Below are 18,762 nucleotides of genomic sequence, written 5' to 3'. Positions count from 1 at the left end.
TTGTCGAAGTTCGATATTTAGAATAGAAAATTGAAAGGGGATGACCAACTGTTGGTAATCGAAAAATAATGTCCGTTTATTATTTGATAGATGATAAGGTTACCGTCATACCAACTAAAGTATTTTATGAGCAATCAGAAAATGACGAATTGGAAAGTATCTACTATGAAATTTCTTTAGAAAGTTAACGTTATATAGCAAAGTCATCGGATGCTACAGAAGTTGCTATTGTGAATCTACAAAAAGTGCTTCTACAGATTATAAAAATAGCTTCCTGCCAATCGTGTAGATACGGTAACTTCTGTCCATTTGTTGATATCGATAATGAAGTGTTTTGTCTTAAAGATATTGAAGTCAACGATAAACGTGATGTATGTGATGTTTTTTCATCACATACGTCCCTTGAAAAAAGAAGACGACATTTGCTTGATTTCTGCCCAAATTACATGCCAATATCTGAAGAGTATTACACGTACAATGATTGGAATTAGCGGAGAAAAAAAGGTGAAGTATTAAGAAAATAATGAAAGAAGGTATATGGCATGTCATTAGAAAATTTAGTAAATCGTATTGGCATAGAGGCTAAAAATAGAGATAGTAAAAAAGTAGACGAATTACTATATCAACTTTGTGAGTATGAGAATCTTAAAATACTGGATATTTATCCTTATCAAATAAAAAGTAATGAAAAGTTTAGTCAAGTAGAAGTATTCTTTGATAAATTGGAAAGTAAAGATTTCCAACAAAAAAATCAGGAATTTCATTCGTATTTTAAAAGCTTAGAAAAATTCGAGAAATTTTTTGAACTGATATGGTTAGGATCATCTGAATTTTATGCTTCTTATGATGTACCATTAACTTTGTATAAAGATACAATGTATTATAAATTCTACGAGAGGGAATGGAATGAAATATTACCAAAAAATCGTGAAGAATCAAATTTAATAAACATTGATGATTATTCTATGTTACTTTCTCTCATTAAATTAGCTGTTTCGGATCATCTTGATGTATTCTTCATTATACCTGAAAAGAATATTGTATTTAGAGGGGGTGGATTAGCGTTTATCATATATAGTGAACAAAATCTTGATCTATTTGAAAAGATAGCTAATACTGAGGGGCTTTATATACGTTGATACTCTGTCTATATTGGGCATCTTTTCTAGTAACTAAATAAATATTAATTAAAAAACGTCAAAAAATTTTGCATGTTAGGATGTGAAATTTTTTGACGTTTTCTAGTTCTTTGTAATATTTCGTTATCAGGCTGTATCTTGTATCAATAATCTTGCGCAAGTGATACAAGAAACGAAATATTCTTCTACACTTTTACCTATTTCGATGGTTTATATTGCCATATAGGTCTTTAGACGGTTGAGTCATTTCCGTCTTTCCTATAATATGTAATTGAAAGTGATAATCATTATCAATTGTTATCAGCACCACATTTGTTTCTATTTGCTTCTTATCATCAGTCTTTCTAATTAGGGAGACTAATATTTTTATCAGTAAGTGATAATTATTATCATTTGGTAGGGAGAAGGCTTAGTGAAAGGATGATTAATTACATGCAACAGATAGCTAAACAGATTGCAGAAAATGCAACGTTTCAGGCGTTTATGAATTGTTATATACGAGAGGTGAGTAGTGGTCATTGGGTCAGAAAGGAGGAATGGATAAAAGAACAGCGACTATCTATCTTGATTACAGAGGCGCATATGTTAGAGATTGAGTTGCCGATCCAAAACACACGTTTTGCATTTGGCATGGAATACAAATCTCTAGTTGGAAGACATATATTTGGTGTCTCGTTGAAGTATTGTACGAAACAAAAACAATGGCTTGTCGAAGATAAATTAACGATACTCATCACGCTCATTCAGGAACTACATTTTATGGCTAAGGCGGATGGATGTCTTGGACTTTCTTCCCATTTTGATGAGCTCATTCTTCGCATAATAGAAAGCTATCAAACGATGGCAAATTATATTGAAAAGAGTTTGGAAGATAAGAAACAAAATGGAGCGAACTGTACGTTTATTGAAGCTGAGCAGTCTCTCTTACTTGGCCATTGGCTTCATCCGACACCTAAAAGCAGACAAGGGATGGCAGATTGGCAACAAACGAGTTTTGCTCCAGAGCTACAAGGTTCTTTCCAACTTCACTATTTTCGTGTCGACCGTAAAATTGTGAAAGAGTCTTCTGTATTAGAAACAAGTGCAAGTGAACTCATTACTCAGTCATTAACAAAATCACAACCTGATTTTGTTATGTCAGAGAAGGATTGCCTCATTCCGATGCACCCGCTTCAAGCACAGTGGCTTTTACAGCAACAGTATGTAAAAGAAGCGATTGCTGAAGGGGTGATAAAATACGAAGGTGCGCTTGGGACATTTTATACAGCAACCTCTTCAATTAGAACGGTATATAGCCCAAATGAAGAAATGATGTATAAGTTTTCAATTCCTGTAAAAATAACAAATTCATTGAGGGTAAATAGAACGCATGAACTAAAAGCGGGAATTGTTATGGCTCGGTTAATGAATAAGATTGATTTCTTACAGAACTATCCATCTTTCCGGATGATTGATGACCCAGCCTATATGACTGTAGAATTCCCAAATCAGACGGAGTCAGGGTTTGAGGTTATTTTTCGCTCAAACGTATTTCCTAAAGGGCATGATGAAGGAATATGCATGATCGCTACTCTTGTGCAAGAGCCCTTGCCAAACGAAAAATCAAAATTGTGTCAGCTCATTATGAAAATATCTCAATCAAAATTCCGCTCAATAGAGAGTGTAAGTTTAGACTGGTTTAAAGACTATTGGAAATGTGCTATTGAATCATTACTAAGATTATACGATGAGCATGGGATTGCTCTCGAGGCACACCAGCAAAATAGTCTGTTAAACATTTCTTCTGGTTATCCAACTACTTATTTTTATCGAGATAACCAAGGTTATTACTTATCAAAAACATATAAAGAAGTACTTCTTTCAATAGAGCCTTCTTTACATGAAACAGCTGAGCTATTTTACGAAGATGCCCTTATTCATGATAGATTTACTTATTATTTGTTTATGAATCAACTGTTTCCCGTTATATCTCGATTTGGAGCAGATCAGCTAATCGATGAAAAAATTCTTTTGAAGTGGTCTATCGATCAACTGCACTTATTAGAAAAAGAATTTACAGGTTTCGGGAAGGCATTTGTTCGTAACATTTTAAAACAAGATGAGCTTGCGTTCAAAGCAAATTTATTAACAAGGTTTCATGATGTTGATGAACTAGAAGCCGAGCTTGAACAAGCGGTATACACGAAAATTCCAAATCCGTTTGTTCTTCAGCATGAGGAGGCAGAATATGCAGCAGCTACAGCCTTTAGCTTCTAAACAAGGAGAGTTACGTGTAAGGCGGCAGCTTGTAGAAGCAATGATTTTTGAAGGACTAATCAAATATGAAGAAACACCTCTAGATAAATGGACTTCAATTTTTACTCTTGTTGGACAGAAGTGCACCTATCGTTGTGAAGGAAGAAGAATGGCATTTGATCGCATCCGAATAAAGGGAGATAGTATTTTTCTCATAGGAAAAGATGAAACGTTACTAGAAGCAAGTCTTGAGGATCTAGTAGATGAATTACTTTCGACTCGCCAAGACAAAGTTCGGTTACTGAAAGAACTTCATTTGACGAGTAAGCTTTGTGAATGGAATGATCGACATCTCCAAATGCCTATGTCGAGAAGAAGTTCGAGCTATGAAGAATTAGAATCAGAAATTACTGAAGGACATCCATATCACCCTTGTTTTAAATCCAGAACCGGTTTTACGATCGACGACCATGAAGAATATGGCCCTGAGGCAAAGCAATCTTTTACCCTTCAATGGGTTGCAGTGAGAAGAAGCTACGTACGAATTTCTGTTCTTGAAGAGGAAGAAAACTTTTGGAAAAGAGAGCTAGGGCATTTGCTGTGGGAAGACCTTCTTGCAACGCTTGCGGTATTCGATGGAACATTTGAAGAATATACGTTCTTACCAGTTCATCCTTGGCAATGGCATAACATGAAGCAAGAACTAGCTGCATTAATGGAGCAAAAAGATCTAATACCTCTAAATGTGAAAGGAGATTATTATAGGGCAACCCAATCAGTACGAACATTATGGAATTTTTCAAATCCAAAAAAGGCGCAATTAAAATGCTCGATGAATATGGTGAATACCTCTTCATTACGAAAGTTACATTCTCATGCTGTTTGTGCCGCTCCTCATATTTCAGCATGGCTTAAACGGGTGATTCAATTAGACGACTATTTACATAATGAAGCGTCTCTTATAGTACTGGAAGAATATGCAGGGATTATTTTTGAACCGAAAACAAAAAAACATAGTAGAAAACTAGAAGGTCAGCTTGGCTCCATATGGCGAGAAAGTGTGCGCTCGTATATGAAGGATGAAGAGGAAGCAGTACCGTTTACGGTACTAATGATGATGGAGAGAGATGGGCGTCCATTTATTGATGATTGGCTATGCCAATATGGAACGGAGGAGTGGGTAAAACGATTGATCGAAGTGAGTGTTATTCCTGTGTGGCACTTGCTTGTCGCTCAAGGTATTGCTGTTGAGGCACATGCGCAAAATATGATTTTATTACATCAAAATGGGTGGCCAACTCGAGTTGTACTGAGGGATTTCCATGACAGTATTGAATATATGGAAGAATTCATTGCAGACAGAAGCCTGGTTCCAGACTTTGAAACGATACACGAACATTTTAAAGGTGCACCTGTCGATCATTATTATTGGATGTCTTCTGTAGAGGCTTTACGAGAGTTAGCTATGGATACACTATTCGTGTTTCATTTAAGTGAATTATCTTATTTGCTAGAAGAGCAGTATGGATTTGCAGAAACACGTTTTTGGCGTCTAGTTAAGAACGCAATACAGAAGCACTTTGAACGTTTTCCATCATTATGCTCAAGAAATGAACAGCTTCAGCATACTAGCACACATATTTATGTTGAATCTTTGCTAACAAAGAAAGTTCAAAATCAAGAAGAAGGTAATTTTCGACATAACGTCAACAATACGTTGGCGCAAGCGGATGAAAAGGGGAAATGATGATGTTTTATGTCAACGATCAATTTTATACAGTAGAAGATATCGAGAAGCAATTTGAACTATTTGAAAGCTTACCTCATCTAAGTGAGTGTAACAATCGCAGACTAGCTATTTGTACGGATGATACTTTCCAATATATAGCTCTTTGTTTATACATTCGCGAAAAAGGTGGATCAGTTGTCCCAATCCATCCTGCGACGCCTAAAGAGGGGTCTATACGGCTTGCTTCTTCAGCAGGTAGTCATCTTTTGTTGTTCCAATCAATCGATTTTTTCATTGAACTATCAAATCATTCCAACAACCAAGAAGGTGTATTAGTTCAAATGAGCTCAGGTACAACAGGAGCTCCGAAATGTATTGAACGAACGTGGAGTTCAGTGGAAGAAGAGATTGAAAGTTATGTGAAGACATTACCTGTAGACTCCTTGACAAATTCTGTTGTTGCATGTCCGGTTACTCATTCTTATGGATTCATTTGTGGTGTCTTAGCTTGCATAAGAAGGGGAGCAAAGCCGGTAATTATTACGAATAGTAATCCTAAATATATATTGAAAAAGCTAAAAGAATATCCTAAGCACATACTCTATGGGGCTCCAGCATTACTTTATACATTAAGTAAATTATTACCTATTGATCAACAATTTGATCGCGTGATGACGTCAGGCACTGTGATGCCACATAGCTGGTTGACATCGTTAAGAGAGAAATCTAACCAAGTACTACAGCAGTATGGATGCTCTGAATCAGGGTGTGTTGCGATTCACCCTAGTGTGGAAGATCCGAAAGAAATGGGTTGTCCCCTTCCTCATGTGAAGGTGACAGCTGGTAACAAACAAACACCGAGCGAAATTATCATTGAAACGTCAACACAAACGATTTATACGAAAGATCTTGGCTATATTGAGGATAATGTTCTTTCTTTTCTTGCAAGAATAGATGACACGATTAATGTAGCAGGCTTGAATGTGTATCCGCAAGAAGTTGAAGATGTGTTAATGGATGAGCCAAGAATAGTCGAAGCAGTCGTATATAAGAAACAAGACAACTTATCAGGAGAGCGAGTATGCGCTCTATATGTGTCTACTGAACCAATCGATAATATGGAACTTAGAGAATGGTGCCGGAAATTTCTCGCGCCACATCAAATTCCGATGGAGTTTGTGTTTGTTCATGAAATTGAAAAGCTACCTAACGGAAAAGTAAGTAGAAAAAAACTTGGAGGCATACCAGTATGACGCGCCAACAATTGATCAAGAGCATCTACGATATTATGGAAAATTCATTAGAGTTGCAGACATTGTCCTCTTTTAATGAAGATGCCCGATTAAATGAGGATTTGTATATGGATTCAATTATGGTCCTTCAACTGATTCTTCATATAGAGTTGGATCTTGGCATTTCCATTCCTGATGAGGTTCTCGTTCCGAAAGATTTCAAAACAGTAGGAACACTAGCAAGCTTTTTAGAAAAACAGCAGAAGGTAGAATAATCGGAGGCTAAAAATGATAAAAGTTCATTGTTTTGTAAGCTGTGTTTGTGAGGTTATTAAGAAAACGAAAGGAGTCGATCATAGGCCCTACTATTTTGGTGTATGGGACGCAGATTTTGATGTGCTTGAAAATGGAATGCTCGCATACCACTCTGATCAAATTGATCATCATTTCTTTCAAACATGGTATGAAATGCTCTATGGAATCAAGCTTTACAAATGGTATGACGAAAAGCAACCAAAACAAGAAAATATAAACAAACTGCTAGGATTATTAGAGAATAAATCTTCCCAACAACATGTGATGGTGATGCTGGATTTATCGATGCTTCCAGAGCGAGAGAATAAATTTCATCAACGTCCATTCCCTCATTATGTGATGCTAGAATCGACAGAAAATGAAGAAGAATGGTTTATGTATGACCCTGATTTTCGCTGGGAAGGGATTTTACCGAAAGAGAGAATTTTAGCAGCAATTCAAGAGCCAACTGTCGAAGGTGGTTATTACTTTGATGCAAAGACGATTATTCCTCCAACTACAGAGACGGTGGAAGCCTATTTTAATACATGTATAAAGCTTCAATGTAATCCGTTGACAGATGCAATTACCAAAATTATTAAAGAGTATATCGAAGGAAAAGAAAAAGAAAGGATGTCAAAACTTCCGACTGTATTAAAACAATTGCCGGTAATAGCGATTAGAAAGTATGCATATGAGCATGCGTTTGCATTTTTTTGGGAAGCACTTGGCCGCGAAGAGGAAGGCTTTGACACATGGTGTAATGAAATTGAGCGTCTAGTGAATGGCTATACAACGATTCAGTATCGAGCGATGAAGCTTGCGCTGACGGAAAATTTGTTATTAGCGGAAGATATTTTTGTGAAGTTAGAAGAACAAAATCTCCTTGAGTTCAAGATTAAGCAAGGATTACAAGAATGCTTTCAAGCATGGTTAACAATACAGCACAAGAAAGAGGTTATAATATGAAACTATCTATTTGTACAATCTCGTTTCGGCACCATCTCCACTCGATTGACCAATTAGCCCAATTTGCAAAAACGCAAGGTTTTCAAGGAATCGAGCTCTGGGGTGTTCATGCAAAGAACTTGGCAGATGAACTTCATTATGGAGCAGATTGGCTAAGCTCCTACGGTTTGGAAACGAGCATGCTTAGTGATTATTTGCCATTAGAAGCACCAGTTTCTGTGATGATGGCTGAAACAGAGAGGTTATCTTCACTTGCAAGGCGCTGGGGAACAAATAAGATTCGTACATTTGTAGGAAAGAAGGGCAGCTCAGACACGAGTACAAAAGAAAGGGAAGAACTTATTTTTAGACTTAGAATGCTCTGTGATTATCTTGAGTCGAAAGGACAATATTTGCTTGTTGAAACTCATCCGAACACATTGACAGATAATCTACCTTCAACAATGCAGTTACTCGAAGAAACGAATCACTCAAGCCTACGAGTGAACTTTGACGTTTTACATATATGGGAATCAGGGATGGACCCTATTGTCGCCATGAAGCAACTTCGTCCTTATATCTCACATTTTCATTTTAAAAATATTGCCTCACGTGCACAACTTGATGTTTTTGCTCCTAACAATGTTTATGCTGCAGCAGGGTCTAGAGAAGGGATGGTTCCATTGTTTGAAGGTACGGTTGATTATGGTGAATTCCTAGCAGAAGTAGGTTCAAACATGGAGGTAGATGCATCATTGGAATGGTTTGGAGCCAATGTGAAGAGCGTATTAGCAAAAGATGTTCAGGAGGTTAAGAAGGCAGTGCAATTGGTGCGAATATAGGGCTGTTTAATACCTATGCATGAATAACAAGAATAGATTATGTAATAGATAAATAAGTTGAAAAGCTGACGGTCCATCCTAGACGTCAGCTTATTTTAATAGGTTAAAGCGAACATTGTGTAAGTTGGCAGCAGCAGAAATGATCTAGATGGTTAGGACGTTATTTTAGGGACGCGGGAAATAATGAGTTCTCTTTCTTTGAGCCTAATCTTAATGCTAGAACTCAAATCAGAGATAAACTATTTCAGGGAAATTAATCCATATGCCCCAAAATCTCCAGGTAATCTTTAGATAGTCTTCACAGTAACTACAGATAACGCCTATACAATCAAGACTGTAAGACAAATTACTTTAAAAGGAGATTAAAAACTATGAAAAAGAGAAAGAAATTGGCTGCTACAACTTTAGGTGCTGTATTTGCACTTTCGACTTTTGGAGCTGCGTTTGCTGCCGAAGTCCCAACCGAAATTATTGGAGGGAGTGAAATTGTGAAAGGGCAAGTTAGTAAACCAGCTAACTTTGATGAGATTTCTAAAGAAAAAGTGCGAGAAATTTTTAACCAAGTAAAAGCAGGTATATTAACAAAAGAGGAAGCAATAAATCAACTTGATGAAGCTCTTGGAATGAAGGGAGATAAACAACTAGTAAGTAAACCAGCGAACTTAGATGAAATTGCTAAAGAAAAAGTACAAGAAATTTTCAAACAAGCAGAAGCAGGTAAATTAACGAAAGAAGAAACAACAAAACAACTTGATGAAGTTCTTGGAATGAATGGAGATAAAAAAACAGTAAGCAAACCAGCTAACTTAGAAGAGATTTCTAAAGAAAAAGTACAAGTAGTTTTCACACAAGCAGAAGTAGGTACAATAACGAAAGAAGAAGCAACACAACAACTTGATGAAGCTCTTGGAATGAAGGGAGATAAAAAAACAGTAAGCAAACCAGCTAACTTAGAAGAGATTTCTAAAGAAAAAGTACAAGTAGTTTTAAACCAAGCAGAAGTAGGTACATTAACGAAAGAAGAAGCAACAAAACAACTTGATGAAGCTCTTGGAATGAAGGGAGATTAACAACTAGTAAGTAAACCAGCGAACTTAGATGAGATTTCTAAAAACAAAGTACAAGAACCAGTGGTATTTAAAGGGAAGGTATAAGCTATTTAACTAGCACGAATAGGTACACTCGGGAGCTATAAGCCAATTTGATGCAGATCAGAATAAGAAGTAAAAAAAACAAACTTAAATAAAATACATTAATAGTTGTACGTGAGCTTTCTAAACCTTCCTCTTCATAGAGGTTCATATAAACTCTCCCCCCAATGGAGAAACATTTACTTTAGGAAAAACTACACTTCCAATAGCTGATGAAATGTTCCCCTCGTACGAAAATCGCTATGTGCCAATAGGTACATAGCGATTTTTTGAATTAGCTCTATTCATTTTACTCACATAGTAATAGTAAATGCTTCGAATAGGAAGGAATTAAATGAGAATATAAACAGTTCATATAATTGTAATATTGCGAGTAACTTTCAAAACTGCATATTTTTTGATAAACCTACTATATGTTGGGGTGTTTATTATTGGCTGAATGGCCTATTTGGCAAATGGCAATAAATCTAATTTAGGTGCGAGGCAATAGGATTACCAATTAAGAAGAAGATATAGCAAGCGCAAGCTTTCTAATGCGAGAACTAATTGCAACAATGTTTAAACGGTACACTAAAAAAATATAGTAACAAAGCTCAGATACTCAATTAATTTTGAGCCTGAGCTTTTTTAATTGATCCTGGTACTGTATAAAAACTGAGGTTCTATGGACACTCATATGCATTCTTTAGCAGTTATAGGTACTTATTAGTGCCCATATTACTTTAAAGTGCGTACTTTTTTTTTATGTTTAGGTGTTGCATAATCAGTTTTGCCAGGTAGAGAAATGACACTTGTTGACTCCAGTCATTGAACATACTGGCACCAATTTTTAATACTTATATTAGGAGTGTTTTATAGATGCGAGATTTACTGCAAGGAAAACAACTAGGTTTTGGTACAGCACCGTTGGGTAATATGTATCGTAATATTCCAGAAGAAGAAGCATTAGCAACTGTAGATGCGGCCTGGGAAAGTGGAGTCCGTTATTTTGACACAGCTCCACTTTATGGATCAGGCTTAGCAGAGATTCGTCTTGGTGAAGCCCTATCGAAAAGAAATCGTGATGATTACTTTTTAAGTACAAAAGTAGGTCGAATTATTTCAGATGAACTAGAAGATCCGTCTGCACGTGATTTTGGAGAAAAGGGTGGAATATTCGAGTTTGGTCGTAAGAATAAAATTATCCCTGACTATAGCGCCGATGCAACCCTTCGCTCTATCGAGGATAGTTTAAAACGTTTACAAACGGATCGTCTGGATTTTGTTTTTGTTCATGATCCAGCCCAGGATTTTTATGGTGATGAGTGGCTGGCACAATTTGAAATAGCACGAACAGGAGCGTTCCGTACGCTTACACAATTACGTGAAGAAGGAGTAATTAAGGGGTGGGGACTCGGAGTAAACCGCGTAGAACCAATTGAACTTATGCTGGACTTGGAAGAAGCAAAGCCGGATGTTTCCTTGTTAGCTGGTCGTTATTCATTACTAGACCATGAACGAGCGTTACAACGTCTAATGCCTGCAGCAAAAAAACACAATATGGATATTGTCGTTGGTGGTCCTTATAGCTCAGGTGTTCTTGCAGGAGGAGCTCACTTCGAATATCAAAAAGCATCACCAGAAATTATGGCAAAAGTAGAGAAAATCAAAAACATTGCAGATCGTCATCAAATTAGCGTAAAGGCGGCAGGGTTACAATTTTCACTAGCGAATCCAGCGGTTGCTGCTGTCGTTCCTGGTGCGACTAAACCAGAGCGAATTGCAGAAGACCAAGCTGCATTGAAAACAGTCATTCCAGCAGCATTCTGGGAAGAAATGATCGAACAAAAATTGATTGCACCGAATGCACCACTACCAATCGACGTTAAATAAAAAGGAGAATAATCAAAATGGCAAATACTATTACATCTATTAAAATTCCAGCTTCACCTGACCAAGTATGGCAGTTAATCGGTGGCTTTGACTCCCTTCCAGACTGGTTACCTTATATTCCAAGCAGTAAAGTAAGCGAGGGTGGACGTGAACGTAGTCTAGCTAATCCTGATGGTGATACGATTGTAGAGCGTTTAGAAGTATTCAATCATAAGGAACGCTACTACACGTATTCAATTATGAAAGCACCGTTTCCGGTTACTAATTATTTATCTACAATCCACGTTAAAGCAGATACTGATGGTAAATCATCATTGGTAGAGTGGTCTGGCAGTTTCACGCCTGTAGGTGTTAGTGACCAAGAAGCTATAGATCTATTCCATGGCATCTATAAAGATGGCTTAGAAGCATTACAAAATATATATTGAGTATTTATGTAAATCTGAAGATCTACGGCAGCCAAGAGCTTTTTCAAAAAAGCCTTGGCTGTTCATATTAGTACGTACTGTTACTGACCTTCAACTCAATCATAATTAGTTAATTCTAAATGAATTGATAATCAAGGTAGTTTTTAAACTTATTTATAGGAGATGTTTATATGGTTGAAGAATTTTTTTATAAAAATATACTAAAAAATCTCTTTTCAGACCCTGTTCAAATTACACTTTGGAATGGAGAGACCTTACAATATGGTGAAGGAAAACCTCTATTTCATGTAACATTCCATAAGCCTCTATTAAAAAAAGAGGTTGCTAAGGACCCTTCTATAGCATTCGGTGAAGCGTATATGAATGGAAATCTTGAAATACAAGGAGATCTTGAAAAAGCAATTCAATCTATATATAAAAAGCAGGATAGCTTTTTAGGTAATAGTAAATTGCAATATTTCAAAAGTAAATGGAATTTCTCAAAACAAAAAAATAAAGAAGATATTGCTCACCATTATGATATCGGGAACGATTTCTATAAACTGTGGCTCGATGAAACAATGACATATTCTTGTGCATACTTTCTAAGCGATAATGATTCTCTAAAAAAAGCTCAACATAATAAAGTAAATCACATTTTAAAAAAGTTAAATCTTCAGAAAGGTGATACTTTACTGGACATTGGTTGCGGATGGGGTGAACTAATCACGGCTGCCGCAAAGCAATATGGCGTTAAAGCAATGGGCGTAACATTAAGTGAGGAGCAATATACAAAGACTTCTGAGCGAATTAAGCAAGAGGGACTTACTGAGTTAGTTGAAGTATCTTTACTTGATTATCGTGATATTCAAGATCGTAAGTTTGATAAAATTGTTAGCGTAGGCATGATAGAACATGTAGGAAAAGACCACATTACGGAATACTTCGAAACAGTTAATAAATTATTAAATAACGGCGGGGTATCTCTGCTTCATTGTATAACTTCTCCAACGAATGGTGCTACCAATGGCTGGATTGATAAATATATATTCCCTGGCGGATATGTTCCCGCTGTCAACGAATTAATCACCAATATGACAAACCAACAATTTTATATTGTTGATGTGGAAAGCTTACGCAGACATTACGGTAAAACCCTACAACATTGGGCTCAAAATTTTGAAAATGCATTAAAGGAAATTCGTCAGACTAAAGATGAAAGATTCATTCGTATGTGGCGCTTATATTTAAATGCCTGTGCGGCATCATTCTTTACGGGTAATATTGATTTACATCAATTTGTATTTACAAAAGGCATTAATGATTCAATTCCTATGACGCGTTCTTATATGTATGAATAAGAGAATAATTTGGCTTAACAAGAAGAGGGAAAATAATGAACGAAATTATAATCAATGTAGTTTTAAAAGCTAAATCAGGGAAAGGTGAACTGCTTAGAAAAGAGTTATATAATTTAGTTGAAGCATCTCGAGTCGAAGATGGCTGTATTCAATATACTCTTCATGAATCTGTTGAAAATAGAGATACATTTGTTTTTTATGAAAGATGGAAAGATGAAGAGGCGCTTACTTTTCATACTAATACTGAACATTATAAATATTGTGGTCAGCAAATAGAGTCGCTACTTGAAAAACAAGAGGTTCATCGTTTACAAATATTAAATTCTTTAACTAGAACTCCTGTTGCACCGTTTACATTCTGAATGGTGCTTCTTTAATTGAGACTTATTTATTTATTCGTTTAAAGTAGGATGGAGGATTGGTTCTTCAGAAGCGGAGAGCCATCCACTTCTGTTCTATCTTGATATCGGAAATGTAACATCAAATACTGAAAAAGTTGATCAAAAAAAGAAGCAAAGCAATATCAAAAGATATAGGTCTATCAAGGCATGATGGATACTATTTGCTTTTTTCCTTTCCTCATGACGTGCCGGTAAACCTCATTTTGGAAAACTAAGTAAGAGACATTGAAAGAAAGCAATAAATATAGAACTCTATCGGACGATATAAATTAACTTACTACTTTTATCACAACCTGAATAAAGTAAGCTAAAGGTAACTTCCTTGTTCTAAGTTTACAAAAAAGTACTTACTTTTTTTATTTTAGATGCTCCATAATCTATTTCGTTAAAATAAATAATGACTATTCAATTATTCAATTAGATGTAGAACAAATTGTAGGTGGGTATATTGTTATGAGAAATATATTGCAATGAAAACTTGGCTTTGGTAGTGCACCGATAAGTAATATGTATCGTAATATTTCTGAAGAGGAAGCAATAGCAACTATAGATGCTTTAAAAAGGTCGAACAGAATAAACGCATCAAAAAATTCATGAGTCGAAAGGAATTTACCTTTTAGCGATTCAAGTAATGATAGAAAGAGGTATTGAAACACTTATCAGTTTAAAATGTTAAAATAAATAGAAGAGGGACAAGGATTGCAAAAAATTACGACTTACAAAAATGAATGTAAAAATAGAAATGAAAGTTGCAGAAAAATTTTTCTGGAATGGGAAAATATCTATTGCAATTACAATTTAAAAGCATAATATAAGTATATAGCTATATAATGATTTAATTACCTGTAACACTAGTGGGTGATTTTATTTGAAATAAAATATAAGCAAACAATTATATAAGAGGAGCAGATATATGGAAAACACACTAATTGAAAAACAATTAAAAGCAGCAGCTGACTTGAACCGCATTAAATTACTTGCATGTATGAAAAATGGGGAGGTTTGTGTTTGTGATTTTGTGGATGTTCTAGGGATTTCACAGCCAGCAGTTAGTCAGCATCTTCGAAAATTAAAGGAGGCAGGTATTATTACTGAACGAAAGGTTGGTACTTGGAAACATTATCGTTTAGTTGAGAATCAAACGCCACTTATGAAAGGCATTTTAGAACAAATTGAGCTGATACAGGAATGTGATTGTAGTTCTGACTGTGAATGTACACACATAGGGGAGGAAAATTAGTGAATAATGAATCTTTAACAAAACAGCTTTCTTTTCTAGATCGATATCTTACCCTTTGGATTTTTGTTGCAATGGGAATAGGTGTCTTATTTAGTATCACAATGCCCAATATTGGTGAAGCATTAGAATCCATGTCAGTTGGTACAACATCTATACCCATTGCCATAGGGTTAATTGTGATGATGTATCCACCTTTAGCGAAAGTTAAATATGAGGAAATGTGGCGAGTATTTAAAGATTGGAAGGTGCTTTTACTATCACTTTTTCAAAACTGGTTACTTGGACCATTTTTAATGTTCTTTTTAGCGATCATCTTTTTACGAGATTATCCAGAATATATGGCTGGGCTTATTATGATTGGTTTAGCTCGATGTATTGCAATGGTTATTGTGTGGAATGATTTAGCTCGTGGAGATCGAGAATATGTAGCTGGTCTAGTTGCATTTAATTCTATTTTTCAGATCTTAACATATTCGATTTTTGCTTTCTTCTTCTTAAATGTCTTACCTGGTTGGTTTGGCTTAGATAATTTTAATGTATCGATTTCCATGTGGGAAATTACGAAAAGCGTTCTTATTTACTTAGGAATACCATTTGCTGCTGGATTCCTAACACGTTTAATAGGGATCAAAACAAAAGGGAAAGAGTGGTATGAGGATAGGTTCTTACCAAAGATTTCACCACTTACTTTAATTGCACTACTGTTTACAATTGTGATGATGTTTGCATTAAAGGGTGAGAAATTAGTGGAATTACCACTTGATGTAGTACGAATTGCTATTCCATTATTTATTTACTTTGTGATAATGTTTGCAGTTTCATTCTTTTCTTCACGTAAAGTAGGTGCATCTTATCCTGTTACAGCAGCCCTTTCTTTTACAGCCGCTAGTAACAACTTTGAGTTAGCAATTGCTGTAGCTGTAGGCGTTTTCGGACTTCATAGTGGGGTGGCATTTGCCGCTGTTATTGGTCCACTTGTCGAAGTACCGGTACTCATCGGACTTGTATGGGTGGCCTTGCGCTGGCAGAAAAAATATTTCAAAACTATTAAATTATAGGGAGCACTAATAGGACAAACACACTTTATTTCTTATGTATAGGGAACTCTTGCCGTAGTCAAATGGCTGAAGGGTGAAAATTATTGCCTACAGATTGGACAGTTAAAAGTGCTGGTGTTGAAGCACATGGTGTAAATCCGAAAGCTATCAAAGCTATGACTGAGGTAGGAGTTAATATTTCGAATCATACATCTGATCTAATTGATTTTGAGACATTAAATAATGCAACACTAGTTGTTACTCTTTGTGGAGATGCAGCAGATAAATGTCCGATGACGCCACCTCACGTTCGTCGTGAGCATTGGGGCTTTGAAGATCCAGCGAAAGCGTCAGGTACAGAAGAAGAAAAGTGGGCAGTTTTCCAAAACTTACGTGATGCTATTGGAAAACGTATTGAACAATTTGTAGCTGAGGAGCTGAAGTAAATTGAAAAAAATTCATATTTATGAGCCAGCAATGTGGCTTATGTGGGCCATCTATTGACCCAGAGTTATTACGCATGTCATTTGTAATGAATAATTTAAAGAAAACAGATTTAGAAGCTGAACGATTTAATCTAACAAATGAACCAAATGCCTTTGTAGAAAACGAAGCCATCAATCAGCTTCTTATGTCAGAAGGAATGGATGCTCTGCCTGCCACGTTTGTTGATGGAGAATTACTTTGTAAAGGGAAGTATCCTACAAATGAACAATTTTCGCAGTGGTCAGGACTTTCAGAAGAAGAACTATTACAAAAACCAAAAGTACGCATATCACTAAAAGGAGATGCGTAAAATGGAACGCTTTACAAGAAGTCATTTCCCTGACACCCCGTTCTTGTTTTTCACGGGGAAGGGGGGCGTTGGAAAAACATCAGTTGCTTGTAGTCTATCAATAGCCATTGCAAATAAAGGGAAAAAAGTACTTTTAATTAGTACAGATCCAGCATCCAATTTACAAGATATCTTTGGCCAAACGCTATCTAATAGCCCGACGAAAATTGAAGGTATAGACAATTTATTTGCATTAAATTTAGACCCTGAGCAGGCAGCACAACATTACAAAGAGCAAATGGTTGGTCCGTACCGTGGGAAACTGCCTGATGTGGTGCTACAAAATATGGAGGAGCAACTTTCAGGCGCTTGTACAGTTGAAATTGCTGCCTTTAATGAATTTGCGACACTATTGACTGATACTTCAGTGATTGAAAAATTTGATACCGTTGTGTTTGATACGGCACCAACAGGACATACGTTACGCTTGTTACAACTGCCTTCTGCATGGTCTACGTTTTTAGATGATAACACTACCGGTACATCTTGCTTAGGCCCATTAAAAGGACTAGAGCCGCAACGTGAAATCTATAAAGAGGCTGTTGAACGGTTAAAAAATGCCAATCAAACAACACTAATGCTTGTTACACGTCCAGACGTAAACCCATTAAAAGAAGCAGCACGTGCTTCTCATGAACTGTTTGAAATCGGCATTCAAAATCAGATTTTACTAATTAACGGATATATGAAAAATGTAAGTTCTAATGATGAAATTGAGAGGGCATTCATTGCCCGCCAAACCGAGGCATTAGAGATAATTCCTAAAGAGTTAAAGCAATTTGAACAATACTACTTACCGTTTGTACCATACTCATTATCAAGTATAGAGCGTATGCAAGCATGGATGACAGATCAAGATGTCACACATGAAAATGAAACAGACAATGGTATGACAATCCCTGAAGTAGAAGAAATGATTGCTGATTATTTGGAGCGTAAACCGAAGCTTATTTTTACAATGGGTAAAGGTGGTGTTGGAAAAACAACAGTTGCTTCATATATTGCCCTACGCTTAGCAGAAGAGGGTATCCGCGTGCATTTAACTACGACTGATCCAGCAGCGCATTTAAATTGGACGTTCGGTGATGACAAAGTTAAAAATGTAACGGTAAGTCGTATTGATCCGAAGGTAGAAGTTGCAAATTATGAGGCAGAAGTGCTCGCAAAAGCAAGTGAAACAATGAATGAAGAAGGATTAGCATTTGTGAAAGAAGACTTGGCTTCTCCTTGTACTGAGGAAATTGCTGTATTCCGAGCATTTGCCAATGTTGTAGAAAATCATCAAGATGAGATAATTATTATAGATACGGCACCAACAGGTCATACATTGTTGTTACTTGATGCGACAGAAGCTTACCATCGTGAAATAAGCCGTTCGCAAGGTGACATCCCTCCAGCTGTTTCAAACTTGTTACCACGGTTACGTGATGCAAGTTATACAAGTGTAGCAATCGTAACACTGCCTGAAGCAACACCTGTTTTTGAAGCAACACGTTTACAGGAGGATTTACAGCGTGCTGGATTGTCTGTTGATTGGTGGGTTGTCAATCAGACATTTTCATCTATCGAAACAACAAGTCCAACATTAATACAAAAACAACAAGCTGAAACGAAGTGGCTACAAGAAGTCAAGACTATCAGCAACAATCAATTCGTGGCAATCCCATGGGTAAAAACGCCACCAGTTGGAACAAAAGGGTTACATGAACTTAAAGGAGAGACAATCAAATGAAAATGAGTCCAGAAGGTAAAAATTATATTGAGCAGGTATTAGCTGATTCAGAGGTGAAAACACTTCGTTTCTTCGGTATTGCAGGATGCTGCGGAGTTAATTTAGGTGTAGGCATAGAAGCACCAACAGAAGATGATGCTGTACAGACAATTGAAGGTATCGAAGTTGCCATTCATCCTGATATTGCACCACAATTAACAGATGTTACGATTCATGCAGAGGAAGAGAATGGTGAACTAGGTTTAGTGTTAGTAGGATATTCACCAAAATCTTGCTAAAGAGTAATTTTGAATGAAAAGTGAAGAAG

At 36.4% G+C, this 18,762-nt stretch carries 18 protein-coding genes and 2 pseudogenes; all 20 read left to right on the top strand.

Features of this window, described 5'->3' with window-relative positions; translation table 11 throughout:
• Positions 1 to 230 precede the first annotated feature (230 nt).
• The 20 genes and pseudogenes from ABNX05_RS03650 to ABNX05_RS03555 all read left to right on the top strand — a co-directional run bounded on the left by ABNX05_RS03650 (position 231) and on the right by ABNX05_RS03555 (position 18,733).
• The gene (locus ABNX05_RS03650) at positions 231 to 491 is read left to right on the top strand and encodes a hypothetical protein (protein ID WP_349658467.1); all 261 of its coding nucleotides are present in this window, start codon (positions 231 to 233) and stop codon (positions 489 to 491) included.
• 51 nt (positions 492 to 542) lie between these two features.
• A complete protein-coding gene (locus ABNX05_RS03645) occupies positions 543 to 1,139 on the top strand; it encodes a hypothetical protein (RefSeq protein WP_349658466.1) in 597 nt (198 codons plus the stop codon).
• 432 nt (positions 1,140 to 1,571) lie between these two features.
• Positions 1,572 to 3,395: an IucA/IucC family protein gene (locus ABNX05_RS03640; protein WP_349658465.1), complete on the top strand. Its 1,824-nt coding sequence runs from the start codon at positions 1,572 to 1,574 to the stop codon at positions 3,393 to 3,395.
• Complete coding sequence (locus ABNX05_RS03635; RefSeq protein ID WP_349658464.1) at positions 3,367 to 5,121, top strand: IucA/IucC family protein; 1,755 nt, start codon at positions 3,367 to 3,369, stop codon at positions 5,119 to 5,121. The genes ABNX05_RS03640 and ABNX05_RS03635 overlap by 29 nt, the downstream gene beginning before the upstream one ends.
• Entirely contained in the window at positions 5,118 to 6,356 is a 1,239-nt protein-coding gene (locus tag ABNX05_RS03630) for an AMP-binding protein (protein WP_349658463.1), read from the top strand. Before ABNX05_RS03635 ends, ABNX05_RS03630 begins: the two co-directional genes overlap by 4 nt.
• Positions 6,353 to 6,610, top strand: coding sequence for a petrobactin biosynthesis protein AsbD (gene asbD, locus ABNX05_RS03625; protein WP_049666019.1), 258 nt, complete (start codon positions 6,353 to 6,355; stop codon positions 6,608 to 6,610). Before ABNX05_RS03630 ends, asbD begins: the two co-directional genes overlap by 4 nt.
• A 13-nt stretch (positions 6,611 to 6,623) precedes the next feature.
• Positions 6,624 to 7,598 carry a DUF6005 family protein gene (locus tag ABNX05_RS03620; protein ID WP_349658462.1) on the top strand — a complete coding sequence of 325 codons (975 nt, stop codon included), beginning with the start codon at positions 6,624 to 6,626 and terminating at the stop codon, positions 7,596 to 7,598.
• On the top strand, positions 7,595 to 8,419 hold the full coding sequence (locus ABNX05_RS03615; protein ID WP_349658461.1) for a sugar phosphate isomerase/epimerase family protein: 825 nt from the start codon (positions 7,595 to 7,597) through the stop codon (positions 8,417 to 8,419). The genes ABNX05_RS03620 and ABNX05_RS03615 overlap by 4 nt, the downstream gene beginning before the upstream one ends.
• A 371-nt stretch (positions 8,420 to 8,790) precedes the next feature.
• Positions 8,791 to 9,489, top strand: a complete 699-nt coding sequence (locus ABNX05_RS03610; protein WP_349658460.1) for a hypothetical protein — start codon at positions 8,791 to 8,793, stop codon at positions 9,487 to 9,489.
• 939 nt (positions 9,490 to 10,428) lie between these two features.
• A complete protein-coding gene (locus ABNX05_RS03605) occupies positions 10,429 to 11,442 on the top strand; it encodes an aldo/keto reductase (RefSeq protein WP_349658459.1) in 1,014 nt (337 codons plus the stop codon).
• Positions 11,443 to 11,459: 17 nt separating this feature from the next.
• On the top strand, positions 11,460 to 11,870 hold the full coding sequence (locus ABNX05_RS03600; protein WP_349658458.1) for an SRPBCC family protein: 411 nt from the start codon (positions 11,460 to 11,462) through the stop codon (positions 11,868 to 11,870).
• 170 nt (positions 11,871 to 12,040) lie between these two features.
• Positions 12,041 to 13,210 carry a class I SAM-dependent methyltransferase gene (locus ABNX05_RS03595; protein ID WP_349658457.1) on the top strand — a complete coding sequence of 390 codons (1,170 nt, stop codon included), beginning with the start codon at positions 12,041 to 12,043 and terminating at the stop codon, positions 13,208 to 13,210.
• A 35-nt stretch (positions 13,211 to 13,245) separates the two neighbouring features.
• Positions 13,246 to 13,572 (top strand): putative quinol monooxygenase, encoded by a 327-nt coding sequence (locus ABNX05_RS03590; RefSeq protein WP_349658456.1) that lies wholly within the window; start codon positions 13,246 to 13,248, stop codon positions 13,570 to 13,572.
• 492 nt (positions 13,573 to 14,064) lie between these two features.
• Positions 14,065 to 14,166: pseudogene (locus ABNX05_RS03585) on the top strand (aldo/keto reductase); the annotation flags it as partial.
• A 358-nt stretch (positions 14,167 to 14,524) separates the two neighbouring features.
• Positions 14,525 to 14,851, top strand: a complete 327-nt coding sequence (locus ABNX05_RS03580) for an ArsR/SmtB family transcription factor (RefSeq protein WP_349658455.1) — start codon at positions 14,525 to 14,527, stop codon at positions 14,849 to 14,851.
• On the top strand, positions 14,851 to 15,909 hold the full coding sequence (gene arsB / locus ABNX05_RS03575) for an ACR3 family arsenite efflux transporter (RefSeq protein ID WP_349658454.1): 1,059 nt from the start codon (positions 14,851 to 14,853) through the stop codon (positions 15,907 to 15,909). The genes ABNX05_RS03580 and arsB overlap by 1 nt, the downstream gene beginning before the upstream one ends.
• A gap of 62 nt (positions 15,910 to 15,971) precedes the next feature.
• Positions 15,972 to 16,334: pseudogene (locus tag ABNX05_RS03570) on the top strand (arsenate reductase/protein-tyrosine-phosphatase family protein).
• Between the two features lie 20 nt (positions 16,335 to 16,354).
• Positions 16,355 to 16,684 carry an arsenite efflux transporter metallochaperone ArsD gene (gene arsD / locus ABNX05_RS03565; RefSeq protein WP_349658452.1) on the top strand — a complete coding sequence of 110 codons (330 nt, stop codon included), beginning with the start codon at positions 16,355 to 16,357 and terminating at the stop codon, positions 16,682 to 16,684.
• A 1-nt stretch (position 16,685) separates the two neighbouring features.
• The gene (gene arsA / locus ABNX05_RS03560) at positions 16,686 to 18,455 is read left to right on the top strand and encodes an arsenical pump-driving ATPase (RefSeq protein ID WP_349658451.1); all 1,770 of its coding nucleotides are present in this window, start codon (positions 16,686 to 16,688) and stop codon (positions 18,453 to 18,455) included.
• Positions 18,452 to 18,733 carry a Fe-S cluster assembly protein HesB gene (locus ABNX05_RS03555; protein ID WP_036116964.1) on the top strand — a complete coding sequence of 94 codons (282 nt, stop codon included), beginning with the start codon at positions 18,452 to 18,454 and terminating at the stop codon, positions 18,731 to 18,733. Before arsA ends, ABNX05_RS03555 begins: the two co-directional genes overlap by 4 nt.
• The last annotated feature ends 29 nt before the right edge of the window (positions 18,734 to 18,762 follow it).

The sequence above is a fragment of the Lysinibacillus zambalensis genome (assembly GCF_040183165.1).
GTDB classification, from domain to species: Bacteria; Bacillota; Bacilli; order Bacillales_A; family Planococcaceae; genus Lysinibacillus; species Lysinibacillus zambalensis.
Note: the sequence above shows the minus strand (reverse complement) of the source record. Positions and strands in the feature narration are given on the sequence as shown.